The sequence below is a fragment of the Kribbella sp. NBC_00889 genome (assembly GCF_045207705.1).
GTDB lineage: Bacteria > Actinomycetota > Actinomycetes > Propionibacteriales > Kribbellaceae > Kribbella.
In genome coordinates, this window is sequence record NZ_CP108783.1 from 6,404,607 (window position 1) to 6,429,312 (window position 24,706).

Annotated in this window: 21 protein-coding genes and 2 pseudogenes; 15 read left to right on the plus strand and 8 right to left on the minus strand. The window is 65.3% G+C overall.

Annotated elements, in window-relative coordinates; all coding sequences use genetic code 11:
* Positions 1–69: 69 nt before the first annotated feature.
* The 4 genes from OG817_RS31340 to OG817_RS31355 all read right to left on the minus strand — a co-directional run bounded on the left by OG817_RS31340 (position 70) and on the right by OG817_RS31355 (position 6,324).
* On the minus strand, positions 70–915 hold the full coding sequence (locus OG817_RS31340) for a hypothetical protein (protein ID WP_406048224.1): 846 nt from the start codon (positions 913–915) through the stop codon (positions 70–72).
* Positions 905–2,626: a DUF3696 domain-containing protein gene (locus OG817_RS31345; RefSeq protein WP_406048226.1), complete on the minus strand. Its 1,722-nt coding sequence runs from the start codon at positions 2,624–2,626 to the stop codon at positions 905–907. The genes OG817_RS31340 and OG817_RS31345 overlap by 11 nt, the downstream gene beginning before the upstream one ends.
* Before the next feature lie 166 nt (positions 2,627–2,792).
* Positions 2,793–4,583 (minus strand): IS481 family transposase, encoded by a 1,791-nt coding sequence (locus OG817_RS31350; RefSeq protein ID WP_406057546.1) that lies wholly within the window; start codon positions 4,581–4,583, stop codon positions 2,793–2,795.
* 643 nt (positions 4,584–5,226) lie between these two features.
* A complete protein-coding gene (locus OG817_RS31355; RefSeq protein WP_406048227.1) occupies positions 5,227–6,324 on the minus strand; it encodes a DNA cytosine methyltransferase in 1,098 nt (365 codons plus the stop codon).
* 86 nt (positions 6,325–6,410) lie between these two features.
* Here OG817_RS31355 and OG817_RS31360 point away from each other — a divergent pair, with 86 nt between their 5' ends.
* Both OG817_RS31360 and OG817_RS31365 read left to right on the plus strand, forming a co-directional pair.
* Entirely contained in the window at positions 6,411–6,821 is a 411-nt protein-coding gene (locus tag OG817_RS31360; protein ID WP_406057548.1) for a very short patch repair endonuclease, read from the plus strand.
* An 88-nt stretch (positions 6,822–6,909) separates the two neighbouring features.
* The gene (locus OG817_RS31365) at positions 6,910–8,037 is read left to right on the plus strand and encodes a NaeI family type II restriction endonuclease (protein WP_406048229.1); all 1,128 of its coding nucleotides are present in this window, start codon (positions 6,910–6,912) and stop codon (positions 8,035–8,037) included.
* Between the two features lie 541 nt (positions 8,038–8,578).
* On the opposite strand, the gene OG817_RS31370 is transcribed toward OG817_RS31365, so the two are convergent.
* Entirely contained in the window at positions 8,579–8,929 is a 351-nt protein-coding gene (locus tag OG817_RS31370) for a hypothetical protein (protein WP_406048231.1), read from the minus strand.
* Between the two features lie 304 nt (positions 8,930–9,233).
* Here OG817_RS31370 and OG817_RS31375 point away from each other — a divergent pair, with 304 nt between their 5' ends.
* Positions 9,234–10,217 (plus strand): HNH endonuclease, encoded by a 984-nt coding sequence (locus OG817_RS31375; protein ID WP_406048232.1) that lies wholly within the window; start codon positions 9,234–9,236, stop codon positions 10,215–10,217.
* Between the two features lie 584 nt (positions 10,218–10,801).
* Here OG817_RS31375 and OG817_RS31380 read toward each other — a convergent pair.
* Positions 10,802–12,016: pseudogene (locus tag OG817_RS31380) on the minus strand (integrase core domain-containing protein); the annotation flags it as partial.
* 543 nt (positions 12,017–12,559) lie between these two features.
* Here OG817_RS31380 and OG817_RS31385 point away from each other — a divergent pair.
* The 4 genes from OG817_RS31385 to OG817_RS31400 all read left to right on the plus strand — a co-directional run bounded on the left by OG817_RS31385 (position 12,560) and on the right by OG817_RS31400 (position 16,382).
* Complete coding sequence (locus tag OG817_RS31385; protein ID WP_406048234.1) at positions 12,560–13,237, plus strand: uracil-DNA glycosylase; 678 nt, start codon at positions 12,560–12,562, stop codon at positions 13,235–13,237.
* A gap of 487 nt (positions 13,238–13,724) precedes the next feature.
* Positions 13,725–14,426 carry a DUF969 domain-containing protein gene (locus OG817_RS31390; RefSeq protein ID WP_131352983.1) on the plus strand — a complete coding sequence of 234 codons (702 nt, stop codon included), beginning with the start codon at positions 13,725–13,727 and terminating at the stop codon, positions 14,424–14,426.
* Entirely contained in the window at positions 14,423–15,394 is a 972-nt protein-coding gene (locus tag OG817_RS31395; protein WP_406048236.1) for a DUF979 domain-containing protein, read from the plus strand. The genes OG817_RS31390 and OG817_RS31395 overlap by 4 nt, the downstream gene beginning before the upstream one ends.
* A gap of 10 nt (positions 15,395–15,404) precedes the next feature.
* The gene (locus OG817_RS31400; protein ID WP_406048237.1) at positions 15,405–16,382 is read left to right on the plus strand and encodes a DUF2891 family protein; all 978 of its coding nucleotides are present in this window, start codon (positions 15,405–15,407) and stop codon (positions 16,380–16,382) included.
* On the opposite strand, the gene OG817_RS31405 is transcribed toward OG817_RS31400, so the two are convergent.
* Entirely contained in the window at positions 16,373–16,639 is a 267-nt protein-coding gene (locus OG817_RS31405; protein ID WP_406048238.1) for a hypothetical protein, read from the minus strand. The two genes, OG817_RS31400 and OG817_RS31405, sit on opposite strands and share 10 nt — an antisense overlap.
* A gap of 201 nt (positions 16,640–16,840) precedes the next feature.
* On the opposite strand from OG817_RS31405, the gene OG817_RS31410 reads away from it, so the two are divergent.
* The 7 genes and pseudogenes from OG817_RS31410 to OG817_RS31440 all read left to right on the plus strand — a co-directional run bounded on the left by OG817_RS31410 (position 16,841) and on the right by OG817_RS31440 (position 22,929).
* The gene (locus tag OG817_RS31410) at positions 16,841–18,040 is read left to right on the plus strand and encodes an ROK family protein (RefSeq protein WP_406048240.1); all 1,200 of its coding nucleotides are present in this window, start codon (positions 16,841–16,843) and stop codon (positions 18,038–18,040) included.
* Positions 18,037–18,192 (plus strand): hypothetical protein, encoded by a 156-nt coding sequence (locus OG817_RS31415; RefSeq protein ID WP_406048241.1) that lies wholly within the window; start codon positions 18,037–18,039, stop codon positions 18,190–18,192. The genes OG817_RS31410 and OG817_RS31415 overlap by 4 nt, the downstream gene beginning before the upstream one ends.
* A gap of 32 nt (positions 18,193–18,224) precedes the next feature.
* The gene (locus OG817_RS31420; RefSeq protein WP_406048242.1) at positions 18,225–18,755 is read left to right on the plus strand and encodes a hypothetical protein; all 531 of its coding nucleotides are present in this window, start codon (positions 18,225–18,227) and stop codon (positions 18,753–18,755) included.
* A 213-nt stretch (positions 18,756–18,968) separates the two neighbouring features.
* Positions 18,969–19,184 (plus strand): hypothetical protein, encoded by a 216-nt coding sequence (locus OG817_RS31425; protein WP_406048244.1) that lies wholly within the window; start codon positions 18,969–18,971, stop codon positions 19,182–19,184.
* A gap of 17 nt (positions 19,185–19,201) precedes the next feature.
* Positions 19,202–20,386: a GntP family permease gene (locus OG817_RS31430; RefSeq protein ID WP_406048246.1), complete on the plus strand. Its 1,185-nt coding sequence runs from the start codon at positions 19,202–19,204 to the stop codon at positions 20,384–20,386.
* Between the two features lie 50 nt (positions 20,387–20,436).
* Positions 20,437–21,679, plus strand: a pseudogene (locus OG817_RS31435) (CaiB/BaiF CoA transferase family protein).
* Positions 21,676–22,929, plus strand: coding sequence for an IclR family transcriptional regulator C-terminal domain-containing protein (locus OG817_RS31440; RefSeq protein WP_406048247.1), 1,254 nt, complete (start codon positions 21,676–21,678; stop codon positions 22,927–22,929). Before OG817_RS31435 ends, OG817_RS31440 begins: the two are co-directional and overlap by 4 nt.
* Positions 22,930–22,988: 59 nt before the next feature.
* Here OG817_RS31440 and OG817_RS31445 read toward each other — a convergent pair whose 3' ends face one another.
* A complete protein-coding gene (locus OG817_RS31445) occupies positions 22,989–23,921 on the minus strand; it encodes a mechanosensitive ion channel family protein (RefSeq protein WP_406048249.1) in 933 nt (310 codons plus the stop codon).
* Between the two features lie 234 nt (positions 23,922–24,155).
* Between OG817_RS31445 and OG817_RS31450 the strand changes: the two genes are divergently transcribed.
* A complete protein-coding gene (locus OG817_RS31450) occupies positions 24,156–24,611 on the plus strand; it encodes a GNAT family N-acetyltransferase (RefSeq protein WP_406048251.1) in 456 nt (151 codons plus the stop codon).
* Positions 24,612–24,706 lie beyond the last annotated feature (95 nt).

The window sequence follows — 24,706 nt, forward strand, 5'->3', positions numbered from 1 at the left end:
CTGTTCTAGCACACCTGGCTCGACGGCTACATTGAGGTCGTGATCTCAGCGACCAACTCGGAGCCGGGACTACTTGGACGACGCGAGCTGGCAGAGCCGCGCAGAGATTTCGGACGCGCGCTCAGCCTGAATATGTGGGACGCCACACTTAGCAGCAGCCCTCTCCGCCACAGCCGACTGTGCGTGCCCTATACGGCCAGTAATACAGACCGTGATATCTCTGCCAGCTTTGAGACCTGACCACTGATCGGCGAGCTTCCGGGGAGGCTTGTTCTTCTCTGATGGAATCCACTGGATGGAAGAACTCTCCAGGCCGGTCGCTTCGATGATTTCCGCTAACACACGCTCATCAGGCTTGCCGCCGACAATATGAAGCTTACGGCCAATGAAAAACTCGTGAATCTCGGTTTCGACCTCGATCGACAGTTCCATATTCGGCTCGAAACATAAAGCGAGAGAGTTAGGTGGAGGAGGATCGAAAGTCACGTCGAGCGACGCGGTAGCCCAGTTTTCGAAATGAGACCCAATGGCCACCACATCTCCACCAGACGTGCCGGATGCATCCCATTCCAGCACCTTCGAGATTCGTTGGCCCCGCTGATACTCTGGATCCATCGAGCGTTTCCCAGGTGTCGCCACATGGTGCGCAACACGCGACAGCAAATGATCCAGTGCCCGCCTGTACTCGTGTCGAACAGGCTTATCGTAGATGTACTCTAACTCGTTCTGCGGGTAGCCGAATCGCGCATAATAGTCATACGCATGGCTGAATGTCGCCTCGCCGATGACGACTCTCAAGTCGTCAGCCCAATCTAGGACACACTCCCAGTAGGCCAAATAATCAGCTCGCGCAGCACCCTTGTTCGGAGGGATCAGCAGATCAGGGTCAAGTAGAATTCTGACATCATTCCCCACGTTTATTCCCCCGCGTTGTCCTCAGACCCTTATGGACCGCTCGTACAAGAGCTCTTCCTTCCTTATCCTGTGTATCAAAGAAGCCTTCTGGCCAGACAGACAGGTCACCGAGTTGATTCAACGCGATCTGCCGAAGCTCCGAGACACCAGAATGCTGTTCCGCAAAGAGCAGTGCGACCCGCTCAGGGTCAACACGCCCTTCAGCTATCCGTCGCCTCATTCGCGTGATCATGTATTCACTGTGCGTTTCAACGACAAGCCGAATGTCGGTTCGAGAAAAAAGGAAGAAGTCTGCAAGACGACTCTGTACGGCTGGATGGAGATGCAGTTCGGGCTGTTCGAGCATAACAATTGATCCGCCTTCCGCAGAAAGCACAACAGCTAGCACGGGAAGGATTTGACTCGCCCCAACTCCAATCATGGTCAAGTCTCGTTCGGTGCCGTTCACCTTGACTCTCAGGCCGCGCCCCAGTTTTCCCTGGTCCTCGACCGCAACCGCGTCACCGACACCTAGATACTCGGTCCACATGCTCACCGCAACCGGAAGTGTCTCGCGCAGCAAGCCAGCACCAAGTTCCGGATTGCCGAACCGAATGTATCTATTCTTCTCCCTAGCCAAGAGATCGGCAGTAAACTCCCCTTTAGATCCCGCCGGAAGACTTCTATACCGGGCTCCAGTCGGTGACACCACCTGTGGCTCTTCGCGAAGCGGACCCAAATATCGAATGCTGTTGCGAATCGACTCAAGTCCCTCAGCTGCCCCCGCCGTAACACGCCAGATCGTCTCATGGGAACTGTCGACACCAGGTGGCGCGAGCGCTGCACCAAGGCCTCGGTAATACCCTTGATACTTTCCGATCGGCAGCGCAAGCCATTCGTCGTCCTCAGCCTCGCTCGCCGCATAGAGATGAAACAGCGTATCCAAAATCGGACGGGGCATTTCAAGCAGCACAGGCGGCGTCAGCCTCCCGTGAGGAATGTGAGCCATGACCTCCGACTCGATAGCAGAATCGTCCCTTCGAGACTCACGCCTGATCCAGTTGTTCAACTGCTCGAAGATGTTGAATCCTCGCTCCGGCGCTTCGCTAACCAGACTCGACTTCAGGTTCCGCCTTAAATCCTTGAAGATCTGCTCAGACGTTCGATGATGGAAGATATACGCTGGCGATAGGCCTCGAAAGTACAGATACGTCCTCGGCGGCGCAGCCTCCTCGTTTACATAACCAACTCGAAGTAGGCTTTCGCCGTACATGTCACCCGGAACGAGCTCGGCCTTCGTTGTCGATGGAACATATTTGGACGAAGCAGATAGCGCTTCCTCGCCGTCGACGGTCGCCGTGAACTCTGATACAACAAGGGCTCCGCCCTCATCCTTCAGCGTTAGATCGAACGCTAGTTGTACCTCATCCCGGCGATCTTGCACCGTATAGCCGATTGACATTTTAGAAGTGCCCGAGCGAATGGCATCCTTCGGTTCCCCCAATCTGACAAGGGGGCCATTGAGAAACAGCTCATCCTCAGTACTCTGCGCCAGCATCAGAAGGCTTTGAATTAAGCTCGACTTGCCAGAGCTGTTCTCGCCAGCGATCACGTTCACAGGCGACAGCGGCAGCAGTGCATATTGCAACGCCTTGAAGTCGGTGACAAACCACTCGGTCGCACGCAGACTTACTGGGCGCGCGAGCCGTGCCCCGGTCGCGGGTTGGGTCAACTGTCCGCTCTCCAATCAGCCACGCGCACGCAGGGTTCCCACTGACGGGCGTTCCCCATAGATGCGTACCAGCGTTATATCTATCCTGGATGGTTGCACGTTACATCCTTGTCGTGACTCAGTTGATCCTTGACGTTTCTGTCTCAGGTGATGCTTGACAGGTGGCCTAGGAAACTGAGGTGACCGTCCGGGGCCGGTCTGCCTTGATGTTACGGACGGGCAGGGTGGTGGTGCGGCGCACGAGGCGGGTTTCTTCGTCGTCGAGTTCGATCGCCAGTGTGGTCTCCGACACCCAGATGGTGAGGGTCTGGTGGCGGTGGGCGCGGCCGAGGGAGACCTTTTGGCCGCAGACCATGATGACGCCGGAGTTGCTGGCGCGGCGCTGCACACGGATCGGTTCGGTGGACGGGCGTGGGGGTGGTCCGGCGGGCCGGCTGCCGCGAAGCCTGCGGGCTTGGTTCATGGTCAGGGGGTTGGGGCGGACGCGGAGCAGTTCGCGGGTTTGCAGGTCGTAGAACATCAGCGTGGCGGGTTCGATGCGGATCCCGACCCGGCGGCCGCCGAGGATCTCCGCGGCCACCAGCACCTGCCCGGCCAGGGACACGGTGCCACCGCGGGCCACGATCCGTTCCACCTCGATCGCGTCGCTGCCCTCGACCTGCGGCAGTGGTGACGGTCCGGCGTTCGTCGCGCCGTCGGCGGCCAGCCGCGCGAGGTCGTTCACGGTCAGGTGTGAGCGGACGGTCTTGATCCTGGCCCCGGCGATCAGCAGGTGGATCAGGTTCACGTCGGCCCAGAACCGTAGCGTCTGCCCGGCCCGCTGTGGGCCGAGCCAGAACTGCTTCCCCGCGACCTGCAGGTTCCCGCTTGGTGGTATCACCCGGTCGAATTCGATCGGGCCACCGGTCCACGACTGCCTCACCGGCAGCACCTCGGCGCGGTCATCGGCGGCTCTGTGATCGCTGGGCTCGATGGCCGGCGTGAGGTGCGGCGGCAGCCACAGCTCCAGCAACTCCCGCTGCTCCACTGACACCGGGCGGAACTTGTCGGCTGGCATCACCGGCAGTTCCTCGTCCAGGGCTTGGTGCGGCCGGTCGGCGTTGTATTGGGCAACGAACCCGTCCATCGCGGCTTGCGCCGCCTCCACCGACGGATAGGGCTCGTGGTCGTCGAGCAGCTCACGGCGCAGCGTCAGGTGGAACCGCTCCACCTTCCCCGTCGTGGTCGGGGACGCGGGCTGGGTGAGCCGATGCGTGATCGCGTTCTTGCGGCAGATCTTGTCGAACAACACCTCGCCGCCCTTACCGAACCGGCCGGTGAACTGCTTGCCGTTATCGGTCAACACCTCCTCCGGGACACCGAACCGCTGCAGGGCCTGGGCGAACGCCAGACACACCGCCCGACCGGACGCCCGCTCCACCACCGCCGCGATCACACAGAACCGGGAATGGTCATCCACCCCGGTCACCACCTTGGCCTCCCGGACCTCACCGGTCACCGGGTTGACGATCATCACCCCACCGACGATGTCCATCTGCCACAGCTGCATCGGACCGGGCCGTTCCCACCGCCGATACGAATCCCGGCTCCGTTTGCGCGGCCGGGCGATCACCAGGCCATGCCGGGCCAGGATCCGGTTGATCGTCGCCCGCGACGGCACCACCACACCACCCGGCGGATTCCGCAGCAACTCCAGCCGGATCCGCTTCGCACCCCACCGCGGATGCGCCCGACGCATCTCCGCCACCCGCACCTCAACCTCAGCCGGCGCCTGATGCGGACAAGACACCGGCCGATGCGAGCGATCCGCCAACCCCGCCACACCCTCGACCAGATACCGCGACATCCACGAATGCACCGTCTGCCGCGACACCCCGACCGAGGCCGCCACCTCCGTCACCCGAGCCCCCGACAAAACAGCCCGCACCGCATCCAACCGCTGCTCGACAACCGACAACACAACCAGCGCCAATCCCGGCCTCCTGAATCAACGACGCCCCCACGGAAACGTCGCCCTCGAGGATGACCGAACGCGGCCACTGTCAACCATCAACCGAGACACAGATGTCAAGCATCAGCCGAGACAGGACATGCACGTTACATCCTGGGTCCTGACAACTTTCTCTACGTCTTCAAGACGGGCCCCTCCAGGGCCCGAAGGCGCGCCGCCACCACAGGGCGGGCCGCCTGCCCGACGCTCCGCTTCGCTGCGCTCTGGGCGCGTCCCTTGGCTTGGCGCGCTCGTGCCACCAGGGTGCCGGGCCGTAGACAGCAGAACTCGCCATCAACGAATCGGCACCCTGTGATCTGGGCCTAGACAGAAACGGCCGGCCACTCGGACCCGGCTACAGGGCTGCGGAGTCGGCCGTCTGTCGATTGGCTCCCGCATCGCCCCGCTAGCAAGAATGGGAGGAGTCCGGCGCGGCACGCCTCAAGGGCGCCTTCGGCGTCGCAAGCGATCGAGCAAGCTCGACCCTTGACCCCCACCGCACCGAACCTAAGGTCGGCAGCTATCGGGGCGATACCGGAGGACTGCCCGCGTGCTTGACACGTAACCGTCAGTTGGATTGCGTCCGGGGAACCTTCGCGCTCTCGATCTCTCAGGACAGCCCTGATCGGATGTGTCGAGCAATCGCCTCCGAAAGACCAACGGGAACAGCGTTTCCGATCTGCTTAGCGATGCCGATCTTCGTGCCGCACCACAAGAAGTCATCCGGGAAGCCCTGCAGCCGCGCGGCCTCAAGATGAGTGATCGGACGGTTCACCCGGTGCTTACCGGCCTCATCCCATTGAGGATGGAGGTATTGACCCTTCTCGGGTTTGAAGAACTCCGTCCGGATCGTATGAGATGGCATCTCCCACCGCATGCGTCCCATCACGTCCGTGGTACCGCTCGGCTTTTCTCGCCAGCATCGCGGAAGCAGGTGCTCGGGCACGTCGAAGCGTCCTCCACCCGGCGGTACGTGGTCGTACCGTTCAAGAGAGAGAGGGGTGGGGTTGCGGCCAAGATGGAGATCCAGCCCCTTGAAGATACCGGGGACGTGTTCACCAAAGAATTCCGTGGAGCTGTCAGGGAGTGACGTCGTCGCCGGCTTCTCTGGGAGACCGCCGATGCGCTCACGTGTCCCGACCCACGGAAGTAGGCCGCTGTCTTCCGGATCTCTGGCGTGCGTCGCGTTCGGGAGATCGATACGGCCGATGCGAGAACCGATAACGATCGTCCGAACGCGCCGTTGCCCAACACCGAAGTCAGCAGCGTTCAGGTGTCCGTAGCTCAGCTCGTACTCGGCGAGGGCGCCCTCTTCGGTCTCAGCGAGCAACAGCTGGAACTCTGATGACTTCATGAAACGGTCGACGTTCTCGATCACGAAGACCTTCGGACGGGCGGCCCTTACGACCCGCACGTACTCGCGCCATAGCTGGTTGCGCGGGTCGTCGATGTCTTTCGATCCCAGGTTCGAGAAGCCCTGACAAGGAGGCCCGCCGATTACGATGTCGACCTCTGGCACGTCTGCTTCGTCGAGCTTAGCGATGTCGCCGTAGAACGTATGACGCTCGCCGAAGTTCGCAGCGTATGTCGCTGCCGCGTAGAGGTCGAACTCGACAGCTAGCAGCGGTGTGAAGCCCTGCTTGACGAAGCCAGCGGACATGCCGCCGCACCCGGCGAAGAGATCGATCGTGGTCAGCTCGGCGGTCACGCGCGCCATCCTAGTAGGCCCCATCGACAGATCACCGAAGGCTCGCCGCTACCGTCGAACATGTGAGCGAAGGAAGCAGCTGGGCGATGTCGCCGGCAGTGCGTGCCAGCATGCAGGCTAACCGTGGTCGTGACACCGCGCCCGAGCTTGCACTCCGCCGAGCCGTTCACGCTCTCGGTCTCAGGTACTTCGTCAATCGACGGCCGATCTCCACTCTGCGTCGCACGGCAGACCTCGTCTTTCCGACCGAGCGAGTAGCAGTGTTCCTTGACGGCTGCTTCTGGCACGGATGCCCGCTGCATCACACGAAGGCGAAGGAGAACGCCCAGTTCTGGGCCGAGAAGGTACGTCGTAACCGGGAGCGAGATGAGCAGACGAACGAGCTTCTCGCTCGTGCCGGCTGGTTGGTGATTCGCGTCTGGGAACACGATGATCCGGCCGTCGCCGCAGACCGCGTGCGGACTCTCGTCCTCGATCGCCGAGTACGTTCGCGTTGAGAGGCGTGGGTCAGGGGACCGTCAGTCCGCCGCTGTCAGCATGCGCGGAAAGTCGCTCTGGACGCGTTACAACGAGTGTTGACCTTACGTGGTCAACGCCGGCACCCTCTGCTACGTGTCGGCGGATAGATATAACCACGGTGATGCCCTGTTCCCGGACGAGACCCTGATCGCGCTCCCGAGGCCGCTGCGGGCTCATCGAGGCCGCATCATCCCGAATCCTCCGCCACGAAGCGGACGTCCCAGGGCGGACTACGGACCTGCTGTCGTCCGAACCAGCTACGGACCGCCGTCACCAGCAGAAGACCCCGAGTTGTGGGGCGCGGCTGGCGTTCTGAAGCAACTTGATCCGCACGGTATCCGCGCTGGCTACGCCATCCGAGAGGCGTTCGATCAAATCTACGACGGCCAGCGCACCGGCCGCTGGGATTACAGGCAGCTCATGAAGACGGAGAAGACGCACCTCGGGACACTGGTAGAGATTGCCTTCCAGCGGGAGTTCGAGTTCGCCGACGGTGATGACCTGGACTACTCGATCGCAGGGGTCGACGTGGACTGCAAGTGGTCGCGCAACTTGTACGAGTGGGAGTTTCCTCCCGAGATGTACAACCGCGGCGACAAGATCGCACTTGTCGTTTGGGCGAACGACTTCACCGCGCGGTGGGCGATGGGGTTGATTCGAGTTACCGAGCAGGTGCTGGTACCGCTGGGAAAACAGCGCGACAAGAAGCGCCGGCTTAACAACGCCGGTCGTGATCGTATTCTGTGGCTTGTTCCGGGAGCGGACCTCGTGCGCAACACGTTGTTGCACATTGATCAAGCCAAACTTGAGCGCATCGTCTATGCAACCTACGGGCAGACTGCCATCACCAACCTCTTCCGAGAGTTGACTGGAGTTCTCGTGAATCGGGCGACCGTTCTCACTGCCGCTCAGCAGGTGGATTCTGCAAAACGGGTACGCGATGCACGTGCACGCCTACGCCCCGAAGGAATCGTCATCTTTGGTCATTACATCCCTCATCCAGAGATGGCAGAGCAACTTGGTCTTCCCCGTCCGACCCTCGGTCGCTTCGTGAGTACTCGGTTGGCCACGTGGAATCCCGGCGATAACGAGCCGTTTATCGAACTCGCGGGATCGAAATGGCGCCGCGCTCGGGAAAGCGATCCAGCAGTGACGGCACCCAGGTTACCGGAGCAGGGGCAGGATCCGAATTAACATGTCGTCCTGTTGAGTCGTGCCTGAAAGAAGCGTGCGGATAACTCGGCGCATTGCGTCGAGGGTTGACGGACCCATGGACGGGTGGTGTACGTCCACCCACCACGCTTGCGCGAGCCGCGACGCAACGAGGGATTGGTAGCAGAAAGCCACCCATGACTGAGACAGACGCGCGTTTGGGAAAGCGGCAGCGGTCAGTCCCCAAACAGACCCAAACTCGCCCCAGTAGGGCTGGCCGTGAACAAGAAGGGCGTTCAATGAAGAGATAGTGGCCTCGGTCTACGGCCAGCCGAGCGACACGAAAACCTAGATTCTGCCATGTCGTCGGCTACTGCCGGTCACTGCGTCCGACCACGCCGGTAGTGCCTCGAATTCCGGTATACGCAATCAGGGCTCGCCGAATTACATCGGAAAGGCTTTCGCCGTTTGCGGCAGCCATGGCAAGGGCGGCATCCCATAAATCGTCAGAGACCCGGACGGCGCGGACCTTGGTAGCTGACCGGTCACGCCCTCGTGAGTTTGGCGGCTCCGAAGACAAGTTTCATCCCTCACCCTGCTCGTCCGCCGCGATCCAGACCCATCCGGTGAGGTCGTAGATCGGCGCGCCATCAGCGGTCTCTCCAGCGCGGGGAAACTCCTCGGGCTCATCGTCGTCGTTGCGCAGGTAGATCAGAGTGTCACCAACCTCTGTCACGTATCCCCAGGTTCCATTGGGGTCATTACGACGCCATGCGTAAAGGAAGTCACCGAATGCGTCGGCCGTCGCAAGCGGCCGAAGCCAGCCGTTCCATCGTTCGTCGAGAACACGCTCGGCCTTCAATCCGAGTTCTGGCGTGATGTTCTCGGGCGCGTCGTCGAGGTAAACCTCCGCGCGCCTGGCCTCGCTGAGCATGACCAACCTCCCTATCGCCGCTGGTGTACATACACCACGCTAGCATGGGTTCGCTCGTGCATGCCGTTTCGAACGGAAATTTGATCGCCGATCAGCCCCGGGATCGAGGCTGACGACGAGTCCGCTGGGTCGTTCCCGCGAGGTCAGTTGCCGCCGTGGCGTTCATCATTGAAGTGAGCTGCGAGATTCGTGAGCGTTGTCATACCCACACCACCTCAGCCCGACTGATGCCCTGCCGCCTCGACTCAACGCTTACCCCGCGCGGTGCCGGCGGAGTGTGTGGATTGCCGGCAAAGTGCGGTGGGTGAGCAACGGAGACCCGGACGTCGAAGGACGCATCAGGACGGCTATCGAGCTGGCAGCCAAGGCGCTCGAAGAAGTGTACGAGACAGTTGGGTATATTCAGCCGTCAAGGCTCACGGTCCCCGTTTGGCAGCGCATCGCAGCGCAGACCGGCGTCGTTCTGTCAGAGTTCGAGAGAGCGTCGGGGAAGGTCAGCGATGCTCTTGGCCTTGGCAGCGGTCAGGCGAGGATCTTGACATACCTGCGGAGTCGCGTGGGAGAGCACGTCCGGATGGAAGAGCTGCGAGGGGTCTCAGCTATCGGCGAGTGGGCTCGTCGGGTGCGGGAACTTCGAGTGGAGCAGGGCTGGCCCATCGCGACCCAGACCCAGCGCCCGGATCTGGGGCCAGGGATCTACGTGTTAGAGGTGGATGAGCCGAACGAGCAGATTGCCGCCGACTGGCGATTGGCTAAGCGCATGCGGAACCTGAAGCGGCCTGATGGTCAAGCATACAGCGGCAAGGACCGCGGGCTGGAGTACCTGAGAGAGCTGAGCCCACGGGCCGCAGACGCAGATCAACTTCATTACGTGATGAAGATCAAGTCATACGCCAGGCGACTGCGAGAATTGGATGAAGAAGGCTGGCAGATCATCTCGAACATCGACGATCCCACATTGGCACCGGGAAGCTACAGGCTGGCATCCCTAGAGCGGAGACCGCCGCGAGCACGGCAGGCAATCAAGTTGCGTTACCAGATCCTTGACCGGGATAACCGCCAATGCCGGTCATGTGGTGCCACGCCCGAGAGAGACCGTGTGCCACTTCAGATCCACCATAAGTTGCCGGTTTCTCAGGGTGGTACCAACGACACTGAGAATCTCATAACCCTGTGCGCCAACTGTCATGCGGGCAGACATGCCGTCGAAGGCGGCACAACCAGAGACGAGCTGCTCGACCCGGCATCGGAACCCGACACCGTAACGCAAGAGAGTCTGGATGACTGATCGAGCTTGCAGGACTGACGATCGCTCGGTCGGTTGCGCGTCGGCAGCTACACCGCGTGAGAGTTTCCAGGTCAGACGGCGATATCGGCGACCGACGCGCATCGACAGCAGACGTGGATTCGTAATCCGCGGGTTGTGGACACCCGTCAACCACGACTGATCCCCCGACGAGCCGCCTGCTGCGTGGCCTCGCTCGGCCATACGTCGATCGGTCGCAGGTAGCTGGGGGCGAACCAGTCCTCGACTGAACGGCCGGCGCGATGATCGGGAACGTAGACCACGCGGGCTGCCCAGTCGCCCGAGTTGGTACGTCGCCACTCCAGAATCAGCCCTGGCCAGGGTCCCCGCTCGCGTGCCGTTCGCAGTACCCAGCAGTGGCGAGTAGCCAAGTTCGGGGGCGGCTCCCGAAAGTACCGACGATTGCTCCCCATAGTGAGAACTATAGAACACATGTTCGATGGAAGGTTGACCCGTACGTGTCAACCCATGTGATGTCTCAGGACATGGGTGACAGTTCTGCATCAGGACATCGGTGACAGTTGGTGTGTCAGGACATCGGTGACGGTTCAGGGGTCTTGGCGTGGGCCGCGGGGGCGGCCGTTGCCGACGTAGGTCACTCCTGGTGCGGGTCTGGTGTGCTCGATGAGGATCTCGCCTTCCAGGTCGGTGACGGTGATCTTGTCGCCGGGCTTGTTGCCGGTGCTGATGACGAGGACCTGCTGGAAGCCGCGTCGCCCGTCGACCAGGTATTGGACCTTGTCCAGGTAGAACATGCCGGCGGGAGTCAGCTTCTTGACGACGGTGTCGTCGGGCAGGTCAGCGGGCGCCGGTGCGAGAGGCGGCCGGGGCCGGCTGGCGGGACGGTGGGAGCGACGGGGAAGGTTGTGTGTGGGACGTGGTGGCTCGGCCTTCGCGGTGGCTTCCCAGGCGGCCTGGGGCGTGACGCGTCCGGGCAGGCCCTGGTGGGGGCGCTGGGTGTTGTAGATGTGGTCGAAGGCCTCGACCTGGGCCTGCAGTTCGTCGAGCGTCTCGGCGAGCGGTTGTTTGTCGAGGTAACGGAACAGGGTCTGGTGGAAGCGTTCGTTCTTGCCCTGGGTCGTCGGCTTGTAGGGCTTGCCGGTGATCGGCTCGACCCCCAGTGCCATCAGGTGGACGACGAATTGACCCAGGAGCCCACGGCGCGACGGATTGAGCGCGGATCCGTTGTCGGACAGCAGCCGCTGAGGCACGCCGTTGGCGGCCACGGCCTTGTCGAACACGGCGATCGCCGCGGCAGATGTCTCGCCCCACGCGACGTGGGAAGCGACCGCATAGCGGGAGTGGTCGTCGATGAGCTGGAGGATCACACACCTACGCCCACCGGTGAGCACGTACTCGGTGCCGTCGAGCTGCCAGCAGGCGTTCGGAGCTGGATAGACGAACCGGCGCCAGGCCGAGCGTGGCTTCTTCCGCGGTTCGAACCGCGCCACACCGGCCTGCCGGAAGATCCGGGCCAGTGACGCGACCGAGGGCACCACCTCCAGCCCCATCGCGCGCATCTTGTCGTGCACGCTGATCGGCCCGTGGTCGAGCCCGGAGGCCTCCAACGCAGCCCGCACCTGCACCGCTTGTTCTTTGACCTCCTCGGTCAACTTCGCCGGGCTCGTCCTCGGGCGCCTGGACCTGGGCTCGAGCACGGCCGCCGGACCGTCGGCCGTCGCGCGCTTGCGCAACTCGTAGAAGGACTTGCGCGAAATGCCGTGCTCGGCGCAGAAGGTCGAGACCGCACCGCGCGGAGCATCGTCCGGCCACTGCGAGATCGCAAGGCGGACACGGGGATCGATAGGTTCATTGGCTGGCACCGCCCGAGCCTCGCCGCCGAAGTGTCACCACCAAGCCCACCAGAAATGTCACCGATGTCCTGATGCAGAACTGTCACCGATGTCCTGCGACATGACAGTACGTGTCAACCCAACCCTGTGGATAACCAGCTCGGCGCACACTCGATCGGTGCCAAACTGAGGAACAGGTCCGGCGAGGCCACCGATCCAGACCCTGGCCCGAGCCACAACGAGCAACGGGAGGAGAGGCGTCGGCAGGCCACCGGACCGTCTATGACGTGGTTGCAGTACCGGTTGCAGTACGCCACGGTTCGCGATCATTCGCGACAGCTCGATCACCTTTGAAACAACGATTCTGCGAACTGACGCGAACGCGACCAAACCCAGGATGGCCAAGCTCATACCTTTGCGGGGCCGGGTCCTTTGTACCGTGGGGCGCAAGGCCGGGGGCCGACCAACACGCGAACAGGTGTCGACAACCCGAGGTGCGCGGGTGGGTGGGGTGCTGCGAAACTGTGGCGGGTGAGCCCGAAGACGTTGACGGATTTGGTGGCGCCGGACTGGGCGGAAGCGCTGGCGCCGGTGGAAGAGACGGTCGCACGGATGGGCGAGTTCCTCCGGGGGGAGATCGCGGCCGGGCGGCCGTACCTGCCGGCCGGGGAGAACGTGTTGCGTGCGTTCAAGAGTCCGCTGCAGCAGGTCAAGGTGCTGATCGTCGGCCAGGATCCGTACCCGACGCCCGGCCACCCGGTCGGGCTCAGCTTCTCGGTCGCGCCGGATGTCCGGCCGATCCCGCGCAGCCTGGCCAACATCTACCGCGAGCTGATGGCGGATGTCGGCGTACCGGCCCCGTCGAACGGCGACCTGACGCCCTGGGCCGGGCAGGGCGTGCTGATGCTCAACAGAGTGCTCACCGTGCAACCGGGCAAGTCCGGCGCGCACCGCGGCAAGGGGTGGGAGACCGTCACCGAGCAGGCCATCCACGCGCTGGTGAACCGCGGCGGTCCGCTCGTCGCGATCCTGTGGGGCCGCGACGCCCAGACCCTGAAGCCGATGCTCGGCAGCACGCCGTACGTCGAGAGCGCGCACCCGAGCCCGATGTCGGCCGATCGCGGCTTCTTCGGCTCCCGCCCCTTCAGCCGCGTCAACACCCTCCTCGTCGAGCAAGGCACCACCCCAATCGACTGGCGCCTCCCCTAAGATCGGTCAATTTCCCGTAAATCCACGCCTGCACCGACAGCATCCCGGCACCCTGGCCTGCCCGCACGACCACTCCCGTCTCGTGGGCTGACCCACCAGGCAATGGGTCGGCCAACCGCACACGGATAGCCCACCCACGGTCTCGTGGGCTGACCCACCAGCCGGCGCCCCGACCAGCCGCCCGAGCCAGCACCAGTCCCCGTCTCGTGGGCTGACCCACCAGGCAATGGGTCGGCCAACCGCACGCGGATAGCCCACCCACGGTCTCGTGGGCTGACCCACCAGCCGGGGCCTCGACGCCGAGCTCGCCGCGAAGGCGGACGGTGTCGTGCCGGTCGCTCACCTACGGGACCTGATCGTCGGCGGGTAATCGCTCTCCTCCGTCGAAACTTGTTTGAATGATGCATTGCAGGATCGTTCAACAATCTCTTAAGGTGGCCGGACTCGCGTCAATCGATGCAACACCGTTCCGTCCCCGGGAGGAACCATGTGGGTTCTGCTCGCCATCGCGGTGGTCGTCGTCGGGTTCGCCCTCCGGCTGAACTCGATGCTGGTCGTGACCGCGGCCGGCATCGTGGCCGGCCTGATCGGCGGCCTGTCACCGGTCAAGATCCTGAACGCCTTCGGCGACGGGTTCGCCGGCAGCCGGTCCGTCACCGTCTTCATCGTCACGCTGCCCGTGATCGGGCTGATCGAGCGCTACGGCCTGCAACACCAGGCCCGCAAGCTGATCGGCAAGCTGAAAGTCATGACCACCGGCCGGCTGCTGGCCGTCTACCTGCTGATCCGGCAGGGTACGGCGGCCCTCGGCCTGACCAGCATCGGTGGTCCCGCCCAGGCGGTCCGGCCGCTGATCCATCCGATGGCCGCCGGCGCCGCGGAGCGCCGGTACGGCTCGCTCTCGGAGCGGGTGCAGGAGAAGATCAAGGGCTTCGCCGCCAGCGCCGACACGGTCGGGCTGTTCTTCGGTGAGGACATCTTCGTCGCGATCGGCTCGATCCTGCTGATCACCGGCTTCGTCGACACGACGTACGGGCTGCACCTGGAGGCGATCGACATCGCGCTCTGGGCGATCCCGACCGGCATCTGCGCACTGCTCATCCACGGCGTGCGGCTGTTCCTGCTGGATCGCCAGCTGGACAAGCTCGCCGCCGAGGACCGCGCGAACGCGAAGGAGGTGGCGCAGTGATCAAGGTCGAGTGGTTCTACTGGCTCTGCGGCATCTTCTTCGTCCTGATCGCGGCGCAGGTGATCAACGACCGCAGCAACCCGAAGCGGATCGGCTCCGCGGCGTTCTGGGGCATCCTCGGTCTCTCGTTCGGCTACGGCACCTTCGTGGTGAACAAGCAGGCGCCGTCCTGGCTGCTCGGCATCGCGGTGATCGGACTGGCACTGCTGGCCGGAGCCGGCTTCCCCGGCCGGGGCAAGGAGCGCACCACGAGCCCGGAGGAGCGGATGCGCTTCGCCGACCGTTTCGGCAACAAGCTCTTCCTGCCGGCGCTGGTGATCCCGGTGGTCGCGGCGATCTTCGGCGCCTGGCTCGCCAAGGTGCATGTGGGTGACGGCAAGCTCCTGCTGCAGTCCGGCTCCGCCACCATCATCGGCCTCGGCGTCGCCTCGCTGCTCGCCCTCGCGGTCGGAATGGTGCTGCTGAAGCCCAAGTCCCCCGCGGTCCCGCTGCACGAGGGACGACGGCTGCTCGAGCACATCGGCTGGACCGCGATCCTGCCGCAGATGCTGGCCACGCTCGGCCTGCTCTTCAACGCCTCCGGCGTCGGCACGGCGGTCGGCCGAGTGACCGACCACCTGATCCCGAAGGGCTCGCTGATCGCGGCGGTGGCCCTGTACTGCATCGGGATGGCGGTGTTCACGATCATCATGGGCAACGCGTTCGCCGCGTTCCCGGTGATGACGGCCGCGGTCGGCTGGCCGCTGCTGGTGCAGCAGTTCGACGGTACGCCCGCGGTCGTGTTCGCGATCGGCATGCTGGCCGGCTTCTGCGGCACCCTGTGTACGCCGATGGCCGCCAACTTCAACCTGGTCCCGGCGGCACTGCTCGAGATGAAGGACCAGTACGGCCCGATCAAGGCCCAGGTCCCGACCGCGGTTCCCTTGCTGGCCTGCAACATCGTCCTGATGTACGTCTTCGCCTTCTAGAAGGAGCCCCATGAAGTACGCCGCCGCCTGGGCCGCCATCGCCTGTGAGGTGCTCGAAACCCCGTACCCGTACGGTTCCGCCCACGCGTCGGCGAGTCCGGACGACGTGGACGTGACACCGGACCGGTTGCATCCGGCGTTCCACGGCTCGTACGACTGGCACTCCAGTGCACACATGCAGTGGTCCCTGGTCCGGTTGCTCACGCTGGCACCGGACCAGGCCGGCCACCGCCCGATCGAGGTGCTCGACCAACGACTGACTCCGGAGGCGATCGCGACCGAGGCGGCGTACTTGCGGGATCACCCGTCGTACGAACGCCCGTACGGCTGGGCCTGGGCGGCGATGCTGGTGGCGGCCGCCCACAAGTTGCCCCAGGCAAAGAACTGGGCGGACGCCCTGACCCCGTTCGGCGACACGATCGCCGACCTCGTGCTCGGTTGGCTGCCACGCCAGGCCTATCCCGTCCGGCACGGCGTCCACCTGAACAGCGCGTTCGCACTCGCCTTGCTCCTCGAGGCGTACGACGACCTCGGCCGCGCCGATGTGGTCCACGCGATCCGCGCCCGCGCGCTCGAGTGGTTCGGCGCGGACACGGCGTACGACACGCGCTTCGAGCCGTCCGGCACCGACTTCCTGTCGCCGGCGCTGACCGAGGCGGAGTTGATGCGTCGCGTGCTGCCGGCCGACGAGTTCACCACCTGGCTGACTGCCTTCCTGCCCGGCCTCGGCGGCGACGCACATCAGCACCTGCTGGAGGTGCCGATCACCGACGACTCCGGCGACGGACAGCTCGCACACCTGTCCGGGTTGGCGTTGTCCCGCGCCTGGCAGCTTCGCACCATCGCACCCGCGCTGCCTGACGTCGCTGAGGTGCTACGCCAAGGAGCAGACCGTCAGCTCGAGGCAGTCCTGCCGACCGTTACCGGTGGCGACTTCATGTCGACGCACTGGCTCGTGTCGTTCGCCCTGCTAGCAAGTCAGGCGTAGGCACTCCCGCCCAGCTGCGCCACAGCTGGGCGTACGACCCACCGTCGGCCAGTAGCGACTCGTGCGTACCGGACTCGACCACCCGTCCGTGGTCCAGTACGACGATCCGGTCCGCTTGCTCGGCTTGCGTCAACCGGTACGTCGATCAGCAGCAGCGACACCGAGGACACGATCAGCGCCGTACACGCGGCGCACGCGACCGACACGCCTCGCATGATCAGCGCAGCCTCCTCCGCATCGGAGGTCGCGTTCGACAACAGCTCACCGGACCGCAGCCCAGCGCGTCGAGCCTCAACAGCTCCCCAGTCGACATAGTTAGGTAACCCTGACCCACCGGGAGTGATTGACACCTGTGCGCGTCCGCCGTACGGTCATGCGTTAATAGGAAACTTTCCTAACAGTCTTGGAGATCAGCGAGCCGACCACACGGGAGCGGTGGAGGGAGGCAGGGTTAGCTCATGGCAACGACCCCCGGAACTCCCCGCCTGCTGCGAGCGATGAACGACCGCGCCGCCCTGGACCTGCTGCTGTCCCAGGGCCCGCTGTCCCGCACCACCCTCGGCAACCTCACCGGCCTGTCGAAGCCGACCGCGTCGCAGCTGCTCGCCCGGCTGGAAGCCGCCGGCCTGGTCCGCGCCAGTGGCACCAGCGCCGGCCGCCCGGGACCGAACGCCCAGCTGTACGAGATCAACGGCGGCATCGCGTACGTCGCCGGCCTCGACGTCACGCCGACCCGGATCCGCTCCGCGGTCGCCGACCTGACCGGCAAGGTGGTCGGAAGCTACGAGCTGCCCACCCCGGGCCGCAGCGCCAAAGGGACCGTCGAACGTGTGCTCAAGGCGATCGACGGCGCCGTCGGTGAAGCCGGGCTGACACGCGAGCGACTGCGCCGCGTCGCGATCGGTACGCCCGGTGGGTTCGATCCGACCACCGGCCGGCTCCGGTACGCGACCCACCTGCCCGGCTGGCACGCCCCACACCTGCTCGACGAGCTGGCCGCCGCGATCGCCGTACCGCTGGAGGTCGAGAACGACGTCAACCTGGCTGCCGTCGCCGAGCAGCAGATCGGGCACGCCCGGGACACCGGCAACTTCGTGCTGCTCTGGGGCGAGGAGGGCATCGGTGCGGCGGTCGTGATCAACGGCCGGCTGCACCGCGGCGCGACCGGCGGCGCCGGCGAGGTCGCCTTCCTGCCGCTGCCAGGTACGCCGCTGGTCCGCAACGTCGGTCGCAACAACGCAGGTGGCTTCCAGGAGCTCGCCGGTGGCGAACCTGTACTGGAGCTGGCCCGCTCGCACGGCCTGAAAGCGCGGACGGCTGAGGCAGCGATCGCAGCCGCGCTGCAGAGCGAGGGCGCCGGCGACGCAGTCCTGGCCGAGTTCGCCCACCGGCTCGCAGTCGGTCTGGCAGCGATCGTCGCGGTCGTCGACCCCGAGCTGATCGTCCTGGCAGGCGGTGTGATCACGGCCGGCGGCGAACGCTTGCGTGGCCTCGTCCAGGACGAGCTCGCGGATCTCGCCGTACCCCGGCCGCGCTTGCTGCTGACGGCGATCCACATCGACCCCGTGCTCTCCGGCGCTCTGCAGTCCGCCCTGAGCGTCACCCGTGACGAAGTGTTCGACACCGCAGGTCCACCGATCCCGCAGGAGCCCGGATGAAACTCACAGTCGTAGGCGGCGGATCTACCTACACGCCCAAACTCGTCGACAGTTTCGCCCGGCTGACTGACTCGCTGCCAGTCTCCGAGCTGGTCCTGGTCGACCCGGACGCCGACCGGCTCGAGCTGGTCGGCGGACCTCCGGCCGCTTGAACGTCTCTTGATTGAGGTGTAATCATGATTACATGAGTACACAGACAGAGAGTGAACGGGTGAGAGGCTGGCTGACCGGACGGCTGCCGGCCGAGTGGTTCGAGGGTGAGCCGGAACTGAGCATCGACCGGGACGAGATCCTGATCGTCGGGCGGATCGCGGCGCCCGAGCAGAGTGACGACGTGAGCGCGGCCGAGCGGTCGGCCGCCGAAGAGGGCCGGATCAAGCAGTACCGGGAGGACACCCGGGAGCGCCGGATCGAGATCGCCCGCGAACTGGAGCACGCGTCCCGCCGCAAGGTCGCCTGGGGTGTGCGGTGCGGCGAGACCCGGACGGTCTTCACGTCCCTGTCCGCGCCGGTGATGACCCGGCTCCGCCAGCCCGAGCGCCAGGTCCTCGACACTCTCGTCGACGCCGGCGTGGCCCGCTCCCGCAGCGACGCCCTCGGTTGGTGCGTCAAACTCGTCGCGCAGCACAGCGAATCCTGGCTCGCCGACCTGCGCGACGCCATGACCAAGGTGGAGGGCGTCCGCCGCGCGGGCCCCGACGCCGCGACCGACTGAGTACTCGGAGCAGCAGCTACAACTTGAGACCTTGATCACCCGTCGCCACGGCGGCCGCACCCTCTGGGAGCGGCCGCCGTTGTCGTTGTGTGGAGGTTCCGGGGAACGTGGCAGGTTCAACCTCTTGCCTACTTCGTGGGTCTACGTTCGCATTGTGAGCCAGAAGATGTCCGCACTGTCACCGCGATCCCCGTTCGAAGGACTTCTGCCCCCATGACTTCTGACGTCGGAGTACTGATCAACACCGCGGTGGCGATCCTCGCCATCGTGGTCCTCATCGTCCGGTTCCGGGTCAACCCGGTGATCTCGCTGGTGGTCGGGTCGCTCTATCTCGGCCTGGTCAGCAAGCTCGGGCTGGACAAGACGGTCGAGACCATCACCAAGGGCTTCGGCGACATCATGGCCGAGGTCGGCGCGCGCGCCTGCTGATCGCCTTCGGTGTTCTGATGGGCTCGATCCTGCAGGAGCTCGGCGCGATCGAGCGTCTGGTCAAGCACCTGCTCCAACTGTTCGGCCCGAAACGGCTGCCGTACTCGATGGCGCTCACCATCGCGACGCTGCTGCAGTCGATCTACCTCGACGTTCTGCTGGTGATCTCGGCTCCGCTGGCCCGCTCCGCGGCGAAGCGGATCGGCCCGCTGGGCAACGCCCGGATGGCGACCGCACTGGCGATCGGCCTTGAGTGCGGCATCGTATTGATGGTCCCCGGCGTCGGCGCGCTGGCGCTGTCCGCGCTGCTGCACGTCCCGCTCGGGAAGATGCTGATCTGGGGTCTCGTGCTGATCATCCCGACCGTGCTGATCGCGATCACGATCATGACGTTCCTGTTCCGCCGCGGCTTCTGGAACGAGGCGGTGGACGAGCAGCAGGCGGTCGCCGGCGAGGCCGTCGCGATCGACGAGGATGTGAAGGAGACCGTCACCGTCGGCGGGGGCAGCGGCTCGTCGGACGTCCGTCGTACTGGATCGGCGGGTGGCACTGGTGATGTCGCCGACGTGGACGAGACCGGCCAGCCGCCGCTGTTCGTGCTGTTCGTCCCGCTCCTGTCGGCCTTGATGCTGATCGGTTTCGGCGCGATCGCCGAGGCCGCCGACTGGGAGAACAAGGTCGTCGCACTGATCTCGGACCCGGTCGTCGCGTTGCTGGTCGGCCTGGTCGGCACCTGCCTGATCGGCCGGTACGCGATGGGACAGCCGCGGGTCGAGAAGGCGATCGCCCGCGGGTTCAAGGAGAGCGGCCAGATCCTGATCCTGACCGCGGTCGGCGGTTCGCTCGCGGCGGTGGTCGCGGCCGGCGGACTCGGCGACATCCTGCGCGGCTACTTCAGTGCGAACACCGTCGCCCCGCTCCTGGTGGTCTGGGTGATGGCCGCCGCGCTGCACGTCGCGGTCGGCTCGGTCACCATCTCCGCGATCACCGCGGCCGGCATCCTGGCCCCGATCGCCCCGGCGCTCGGGCTCGACCCGGTGCTGATCGCACTGGCCGCCGGCACAGGATCGCTGTTCGCGGTGCATGTCACCAGCAACACCTTCTGGCTGCTGCAGGCACTGATGGGCCAGACCACCCGCGGCACCTTGAAGAGCTGCACGATCGGGTGTCGGTCGCCTCGGTGGTCGCCATCCTCCTGCTGATGCCGATCAGCCTGCTGTTCTGACCCACCAACCCTTGGAGAAGTACTGCTATGACCACGAGCGAGTCCCCGGCGCCACTGGCCGGAGTCCGGGTCCTGGAGCTGGGCAACTACATCGCCGCCCCGACGGCCGGACGCCTGCTGGCGGACTTCGGCGCCGAGGTGATCAAGGTCGAACGGCCCGGCACCGGTGACGAACTGCGCAACTGGCGGTTGTACGCCGGGACCACGTCGCTGCTCTTCCGCACGATCAACCGCAACAAGCAGTCGATCGAGCTGGACCTGCGCAGCGAGTTCGGCCGCCGGACGGTGCTCGATCTGGTCCGGCACGGCGACGTCGTACTGGAGAACTTCCGGCCGGGCACGCTCGAGGCCTGGGGCCTTGGCCCCGAGGTACTGAGCGCGGCGAACCCCGAGCTGGTGCTGACCCGGATCTCCGCCTTCGGGCAGACCGGGCCGATGTCGGACCGGCCGGGCTTCGCGGCGGTCGCCGAGGCGCACGGCGGTTTCCGGGAACTGGTCGGTCACCCGGACCGGCCGCCGGCCCGGGTCGGCATCTCCATCGGCGACTCCATCGCCGGCCTGTACGCCGGCTTCGGCTCGGTGATGGCGCTCTTCCAGCGCGACGTCCGGGGTACGGCGGGACTGCCGCCGGCGCCGCTGACCGAGCGGGTCATCGACGTGGCGCTGAACGAGTCGATGCTGTCGATGATGGAGTCGCTGATCCCCGACTACGAGGCGTACGACGTACTGCGGGAGCGGATCGGCGGCCGGATGGAAGGCATCGCACCGTCGAACGCGTACCTGTGCCAGGACGGCGACAGCATCATCGTGGCCGGCAACGGCGACCGGATCTTCCAGCGGTTGATGGGACTGATCGGTCGTGCCGATCTCGCCAATGACCCCGACCTGCGGTCGAACGCCGGGCGATGGGCCCGGCGGGACGAGTTGGACGAGGCCATCGGTGCGTGGACGGTCGGCGGCGATCGCGATCGAGGAACTCGAGCAGGCCGGGGTTCCGTGCGGACCGATCTACACCGCGCGGGAGATCAGCCAGGACGAGCAGTACGCCGCGCGGGCGATGATCCAGCGCTTCGACGTCTCCAACGGGGCAGAGGTACTGAAGGATGTCGGGTTCCCGGGGGTGGTCCCGGTCATCGGAAAGCAATCGCTGCCGATCCGCAGCCTCGGGCCCGACCTGGGCGAGCACACCGAACAGGTGCTCGGTGGGCTGCTCGGCCTGACCGCGGCCGACATCCGGCGCGGTACCCAGGACCTGGAGGAGGCGTCATGACCTTCGTACTGCGCGATGTGACACTGCGGGACGGTCTGCAGCTCACCGGCAAACCGTTGCCCGTGGCCCGGAAGGTCGAGATCGTCAGATCCCTGCTGGCGTTGGGGGTTCCGGCCCTCGAGATCGGCTCGATGGCACGACCGGACCTGGTGCCGGCGATGGACGGCACGCTCGACGTGATCCGCGAGTTGACGCCCGCGGAGCTGGAGAAGTGCTGGATCTGGGTCGCGACGCCGCGTCACGTCGCGCGGGCGGCCGAGGCAGGCGCGCGGAACTTCCAGTACTGCCTGTCGGCGTCGGACAAACACAACCAGGCGAATCTCGGTCGCTCGACCGCTGACAGCCTGGCTGCATTACCGGAGGCGCTGGAGCTGGCCGCCGATGTCTCGGGCGAGGTCCAGCTGTGTATCGCGACCGCCTTCACCTGCCCGTTCGAGGGTGAGGTCCCGCCCGGCCGGGTGCTGGACATCGTCCTCGATCCGCGCACCGACGGGACCAGCGACGTCGTACTCTGCGACACGCTCGGCCAGGCGATCCCGGAACAGGTCCACCACCTCGTCGGCCGGACGGCCGCCGTCGACGACCGGCTGATCGTGTACCACGGCCACGACACCTGGGGACTCGGCGTGGCGAACAGCCTGGCCGCGATCGACCGGCAGGGCGACCAGCTGCGGGTCGGCGTGAAGATGGCGTACTGGGCGGCGCCGGCGGTGAAGGGGGTCGACGTACTGGACCTGATCGTGCCGCTGCTCCGGCAACTGCGCGACGCCACCGGCGAGACGGCCGCGTTCTTCCGGGCCGAGCAGGGGCACCGGGTCTGCGTGGCGCTGGCGGAGACGAACCATGCGCTGCGCCGGGAGATGCACGTCGGCAAGATGATGCCGCTGCACGCGGGGTCGGCCAGCCGTGTCCTGCTGGCCTGGGACGACGAACTGGCGAAGTCGGTGCTGGCGCAACCGCTCGGATCGATCACCGACAGCACGATCACCAGCGCGGACGAGCTCGCTGCGGTGATCAAGCAGACCCGTGCCGACGGCTACGCGATCACCATCGGCGAACGCGAACAAGGCGCCTCCGGCCTGTCCACCCCCGTCTTCAAAGCGAACGGCGAGCTAGCCGGCTGCCTCACCATCAGCGGCCCCACCATCCGCATGCCCCTGGACCGCTGCCTCGACTGGCTCGACCTCCTGGTCGAATCCGCCGAACATGCCACCCGGCTCCTAGGCGGCCGCTTCCCCACCACCATCTAAACCACACGCAGGCAACCCCGCGTGCCTCCGCGCGGAGCGCGGGGGCACGCGGGTGTTGATCAGGGTTGGCCGCCGCCTTGCCAGTTGCCGTCGGATGGGGTGGAGCCGTTGGACCAGCCGCCGTTCTGCGGGGCACCGTGGGTGGCTGGGTGCTGTTCACCCGGCTGGCCTTGGTAGCCGGGCTGACCCTGGTAGCCGCCCTGACCCTCGTAGCCAGCCTGAGTCTCGTAGCCAGCCTGGGGTTGATAGCCGGGCTGGGGTTGGTAGCCGGGCTGGGGCTCGTAACCGCCGTCAGCCGGGTAGGCCGTCGTACCGTTCGAGCCGGTCGCCGGCTTCTTGATCATGTCTCGGTCGAACAGGTTGCTGAGCGCGCGGCCGGCCATCTCGCGACCCCCGAGGCCGAAAGCGAGGCCGAGGGCGAGCGCCGCACCCGCGAGCACGATCAGCAGCGTGTTGCCGGTCAGCTGGACCGCGATCCCGAGCTGGGTCAGCGCGGCGAACGCGGCGTACACGAGGATCGCGTACTTGCCCACCTTGGCGAGCATCTCGTTGCCCGTGGCACCCCGGATGATCGCGGCCAGGAAGTTCGCGAACAGCGCCGCCAGGCAGATGATCACGATCGCGGCGAAGATCCGCGGGATGTAGCCGAGCATGTCGCTCATGAAGTTCGAGATCTCCGGTACCCCGAGCGCGGAGGCGAACATCGTGAAGCTGATCAGGAACACGAACCAGAACATGACCTTGCCCAGCATCGCCGAAGCAGTCAGCCCTGTGCCGGACCGCTGCAGCACACCGGACACACCGGCCCGCTCCATCCACTGGTCGAACCCGACCCGCCCGAGCAGTTTGCCGACGAGCTTCCCGAGCACCTTGGCGACGAAATAGCCGATCACCAGGATGACGAGACCGCCGAGCAGGTTCGGGACGAAGGAGAGAAGCTTGCTGAAGGCATCTTCGAACGGCTGTGTGAAGTCGATCGCCAACGCGGACATCGGACCAACCTTTCCGGAACTAGGCCCGCATCCGCTGCCGCGCACACCGCACACGACCCCGGCACGGGCGGATGCAGTGGTGTCCAGTATCACTCGTACCCTTCGTTGCGCAGGGCAAACGGATGACACCGGCGTGTGACAGCGAAAGGTCCTTGCATAAGGCAATCACCGTTTCGGAACTACGGTCGTTACCCCGGCTGCTGAACCGATTCAGCGATTTGAGATGCTGCCGGTATGAACGATGTGGTGATCCGCCGCGCCACCAGCGCCGACGTTGCCGGGATCGTCGCGATGATCGCCGACGACCAGCTCGGCGCGACCCGCGAGTCGGTCGACGACCTGACGCCGTACCTGGACGCGTTCGAACGCATCGACACCGATCCGAACCAGCTGCTGATGGTTGCTGAACGCAACGACGAACTGGTCGGCACGCTGCAGCTCACGATCATCCCCGGTCTGTCCCGCCGCGGTTCCTCCCGCGGCCTGATCGAAGCCGTCCGCGTCGCCGCCCCCGCCCGCGGCTCCGGTCTCGGTACGACCCTCATCCAGTGGGCCATCGAAGAGTCCCGCTCCAGAGGCTGCACCCTGGTCCAACTGACCTCCGACAAGTCCCGAACCGCAGCCCACCGCTTCTACGACCGACTCGGCTTCCTCAACACCCACGAAGGTTTCAAACTCAAGCTCACTTGATCTTCGCCCACGGGGCAGCTGTGGGGGATCGCTTCCCGGTCACCGCCGAAGCTGGAGGACCGCCACGATCGCGAGTACCGCGGCTTTCGCCGTAC

What these genes read in the sequence shown, in the direction of transcription:
- OG817_RS31360 (WP_406057548.1), top strand. Translation starts at nt 6,411, where the DNA reads ATGTCGCCGGCAGTGCGTGCCAGCATGCAGGCTAACCGTGGTCGTGAC.
- OG817_RS31370 (WP_406048231.1), bottom strand. Translation starts at nt 8,929, where the DNA reads ATGCTCAGCGAGGCCAGGCGCGCGGAGGTTTACCTCGACGACGCGCCC.
- OG817_RS31390 (WP_131352983.1), top strand. Translation starts at nt 13,725, where the DNA reads ATGTGGGTTCTGCTCGCCATCGCGGTGGTCGTCGTCGGGTTCGCCCTC.
- OG817_RS31400 (WP_406048237.1), top strand. Translation starts at nt 15,405, where the DNA reads ATGAAGTACGCCGCCGCCTGGGCCGCCATCGCCTGTGAGGTGCTCGAA.
- OG817_RS31410 (WP_406048240.1), top strand. Translation starts at nt 16,841, where the DNA reads ATGGCAACGACCCCCGGAACTCCCCGCCTGCTGCGAGCGATGAACGAC.
- OG817_RS31415 (WP_406048241.1), top strand. Translation starts at nt 18,037, where the DNA reads ATGAAACTCACAGTCGTAGGCGGCGGATCTACCTACACGCCCAAACTC.
- OG817_RS31420 (WP_406048242.1), top strand. Translation starts at nt 18,225, where the DNA reads ATGAGTACACAGACAGAGAGTGAACGGGTGAGAGGCTGGCTGACCGGA.
- OG817_RS31425 (WP_406048244.1), top strand. Translation starts at nt 18,969, where the DNA reads ATGACTTCTGACGTCGGAGTACTGATCAACACCGCGGTGGCGATCCTC.
- OG817_RS31430 (WP_406048246.1), top strand. Translation starts at nt 19,202, where the DNA reads ATGGGCTCGATCCTGCAGGAGCTCGGCGCGATCGAGCGTCTGGTCAAG.
- OG817_RS31440 (WP_406048247.1), top strand. Translation starts at nt 21,676, where the DNA reads ATGACCTTCGTACTGCGCGATGTGACACTGCGGGACGGTCTGCAGCTC.
- OG817_RS31445 (WP_406048249.1), bottom strand. Translation starts at nt 23,921, where the DNA reads ATGTCCGCGTTGGCGATCGACTTCACACAGCCGTTCGAAGATGCCTTC.
- OG817_RS31450 (WP_406048251.1), top strand. Translation starts at nt 24,156, where the DNA reads ATGAACGATGTGGTGATCCGCCGCGCCACCAGCGCCGACGTTGCCGGG.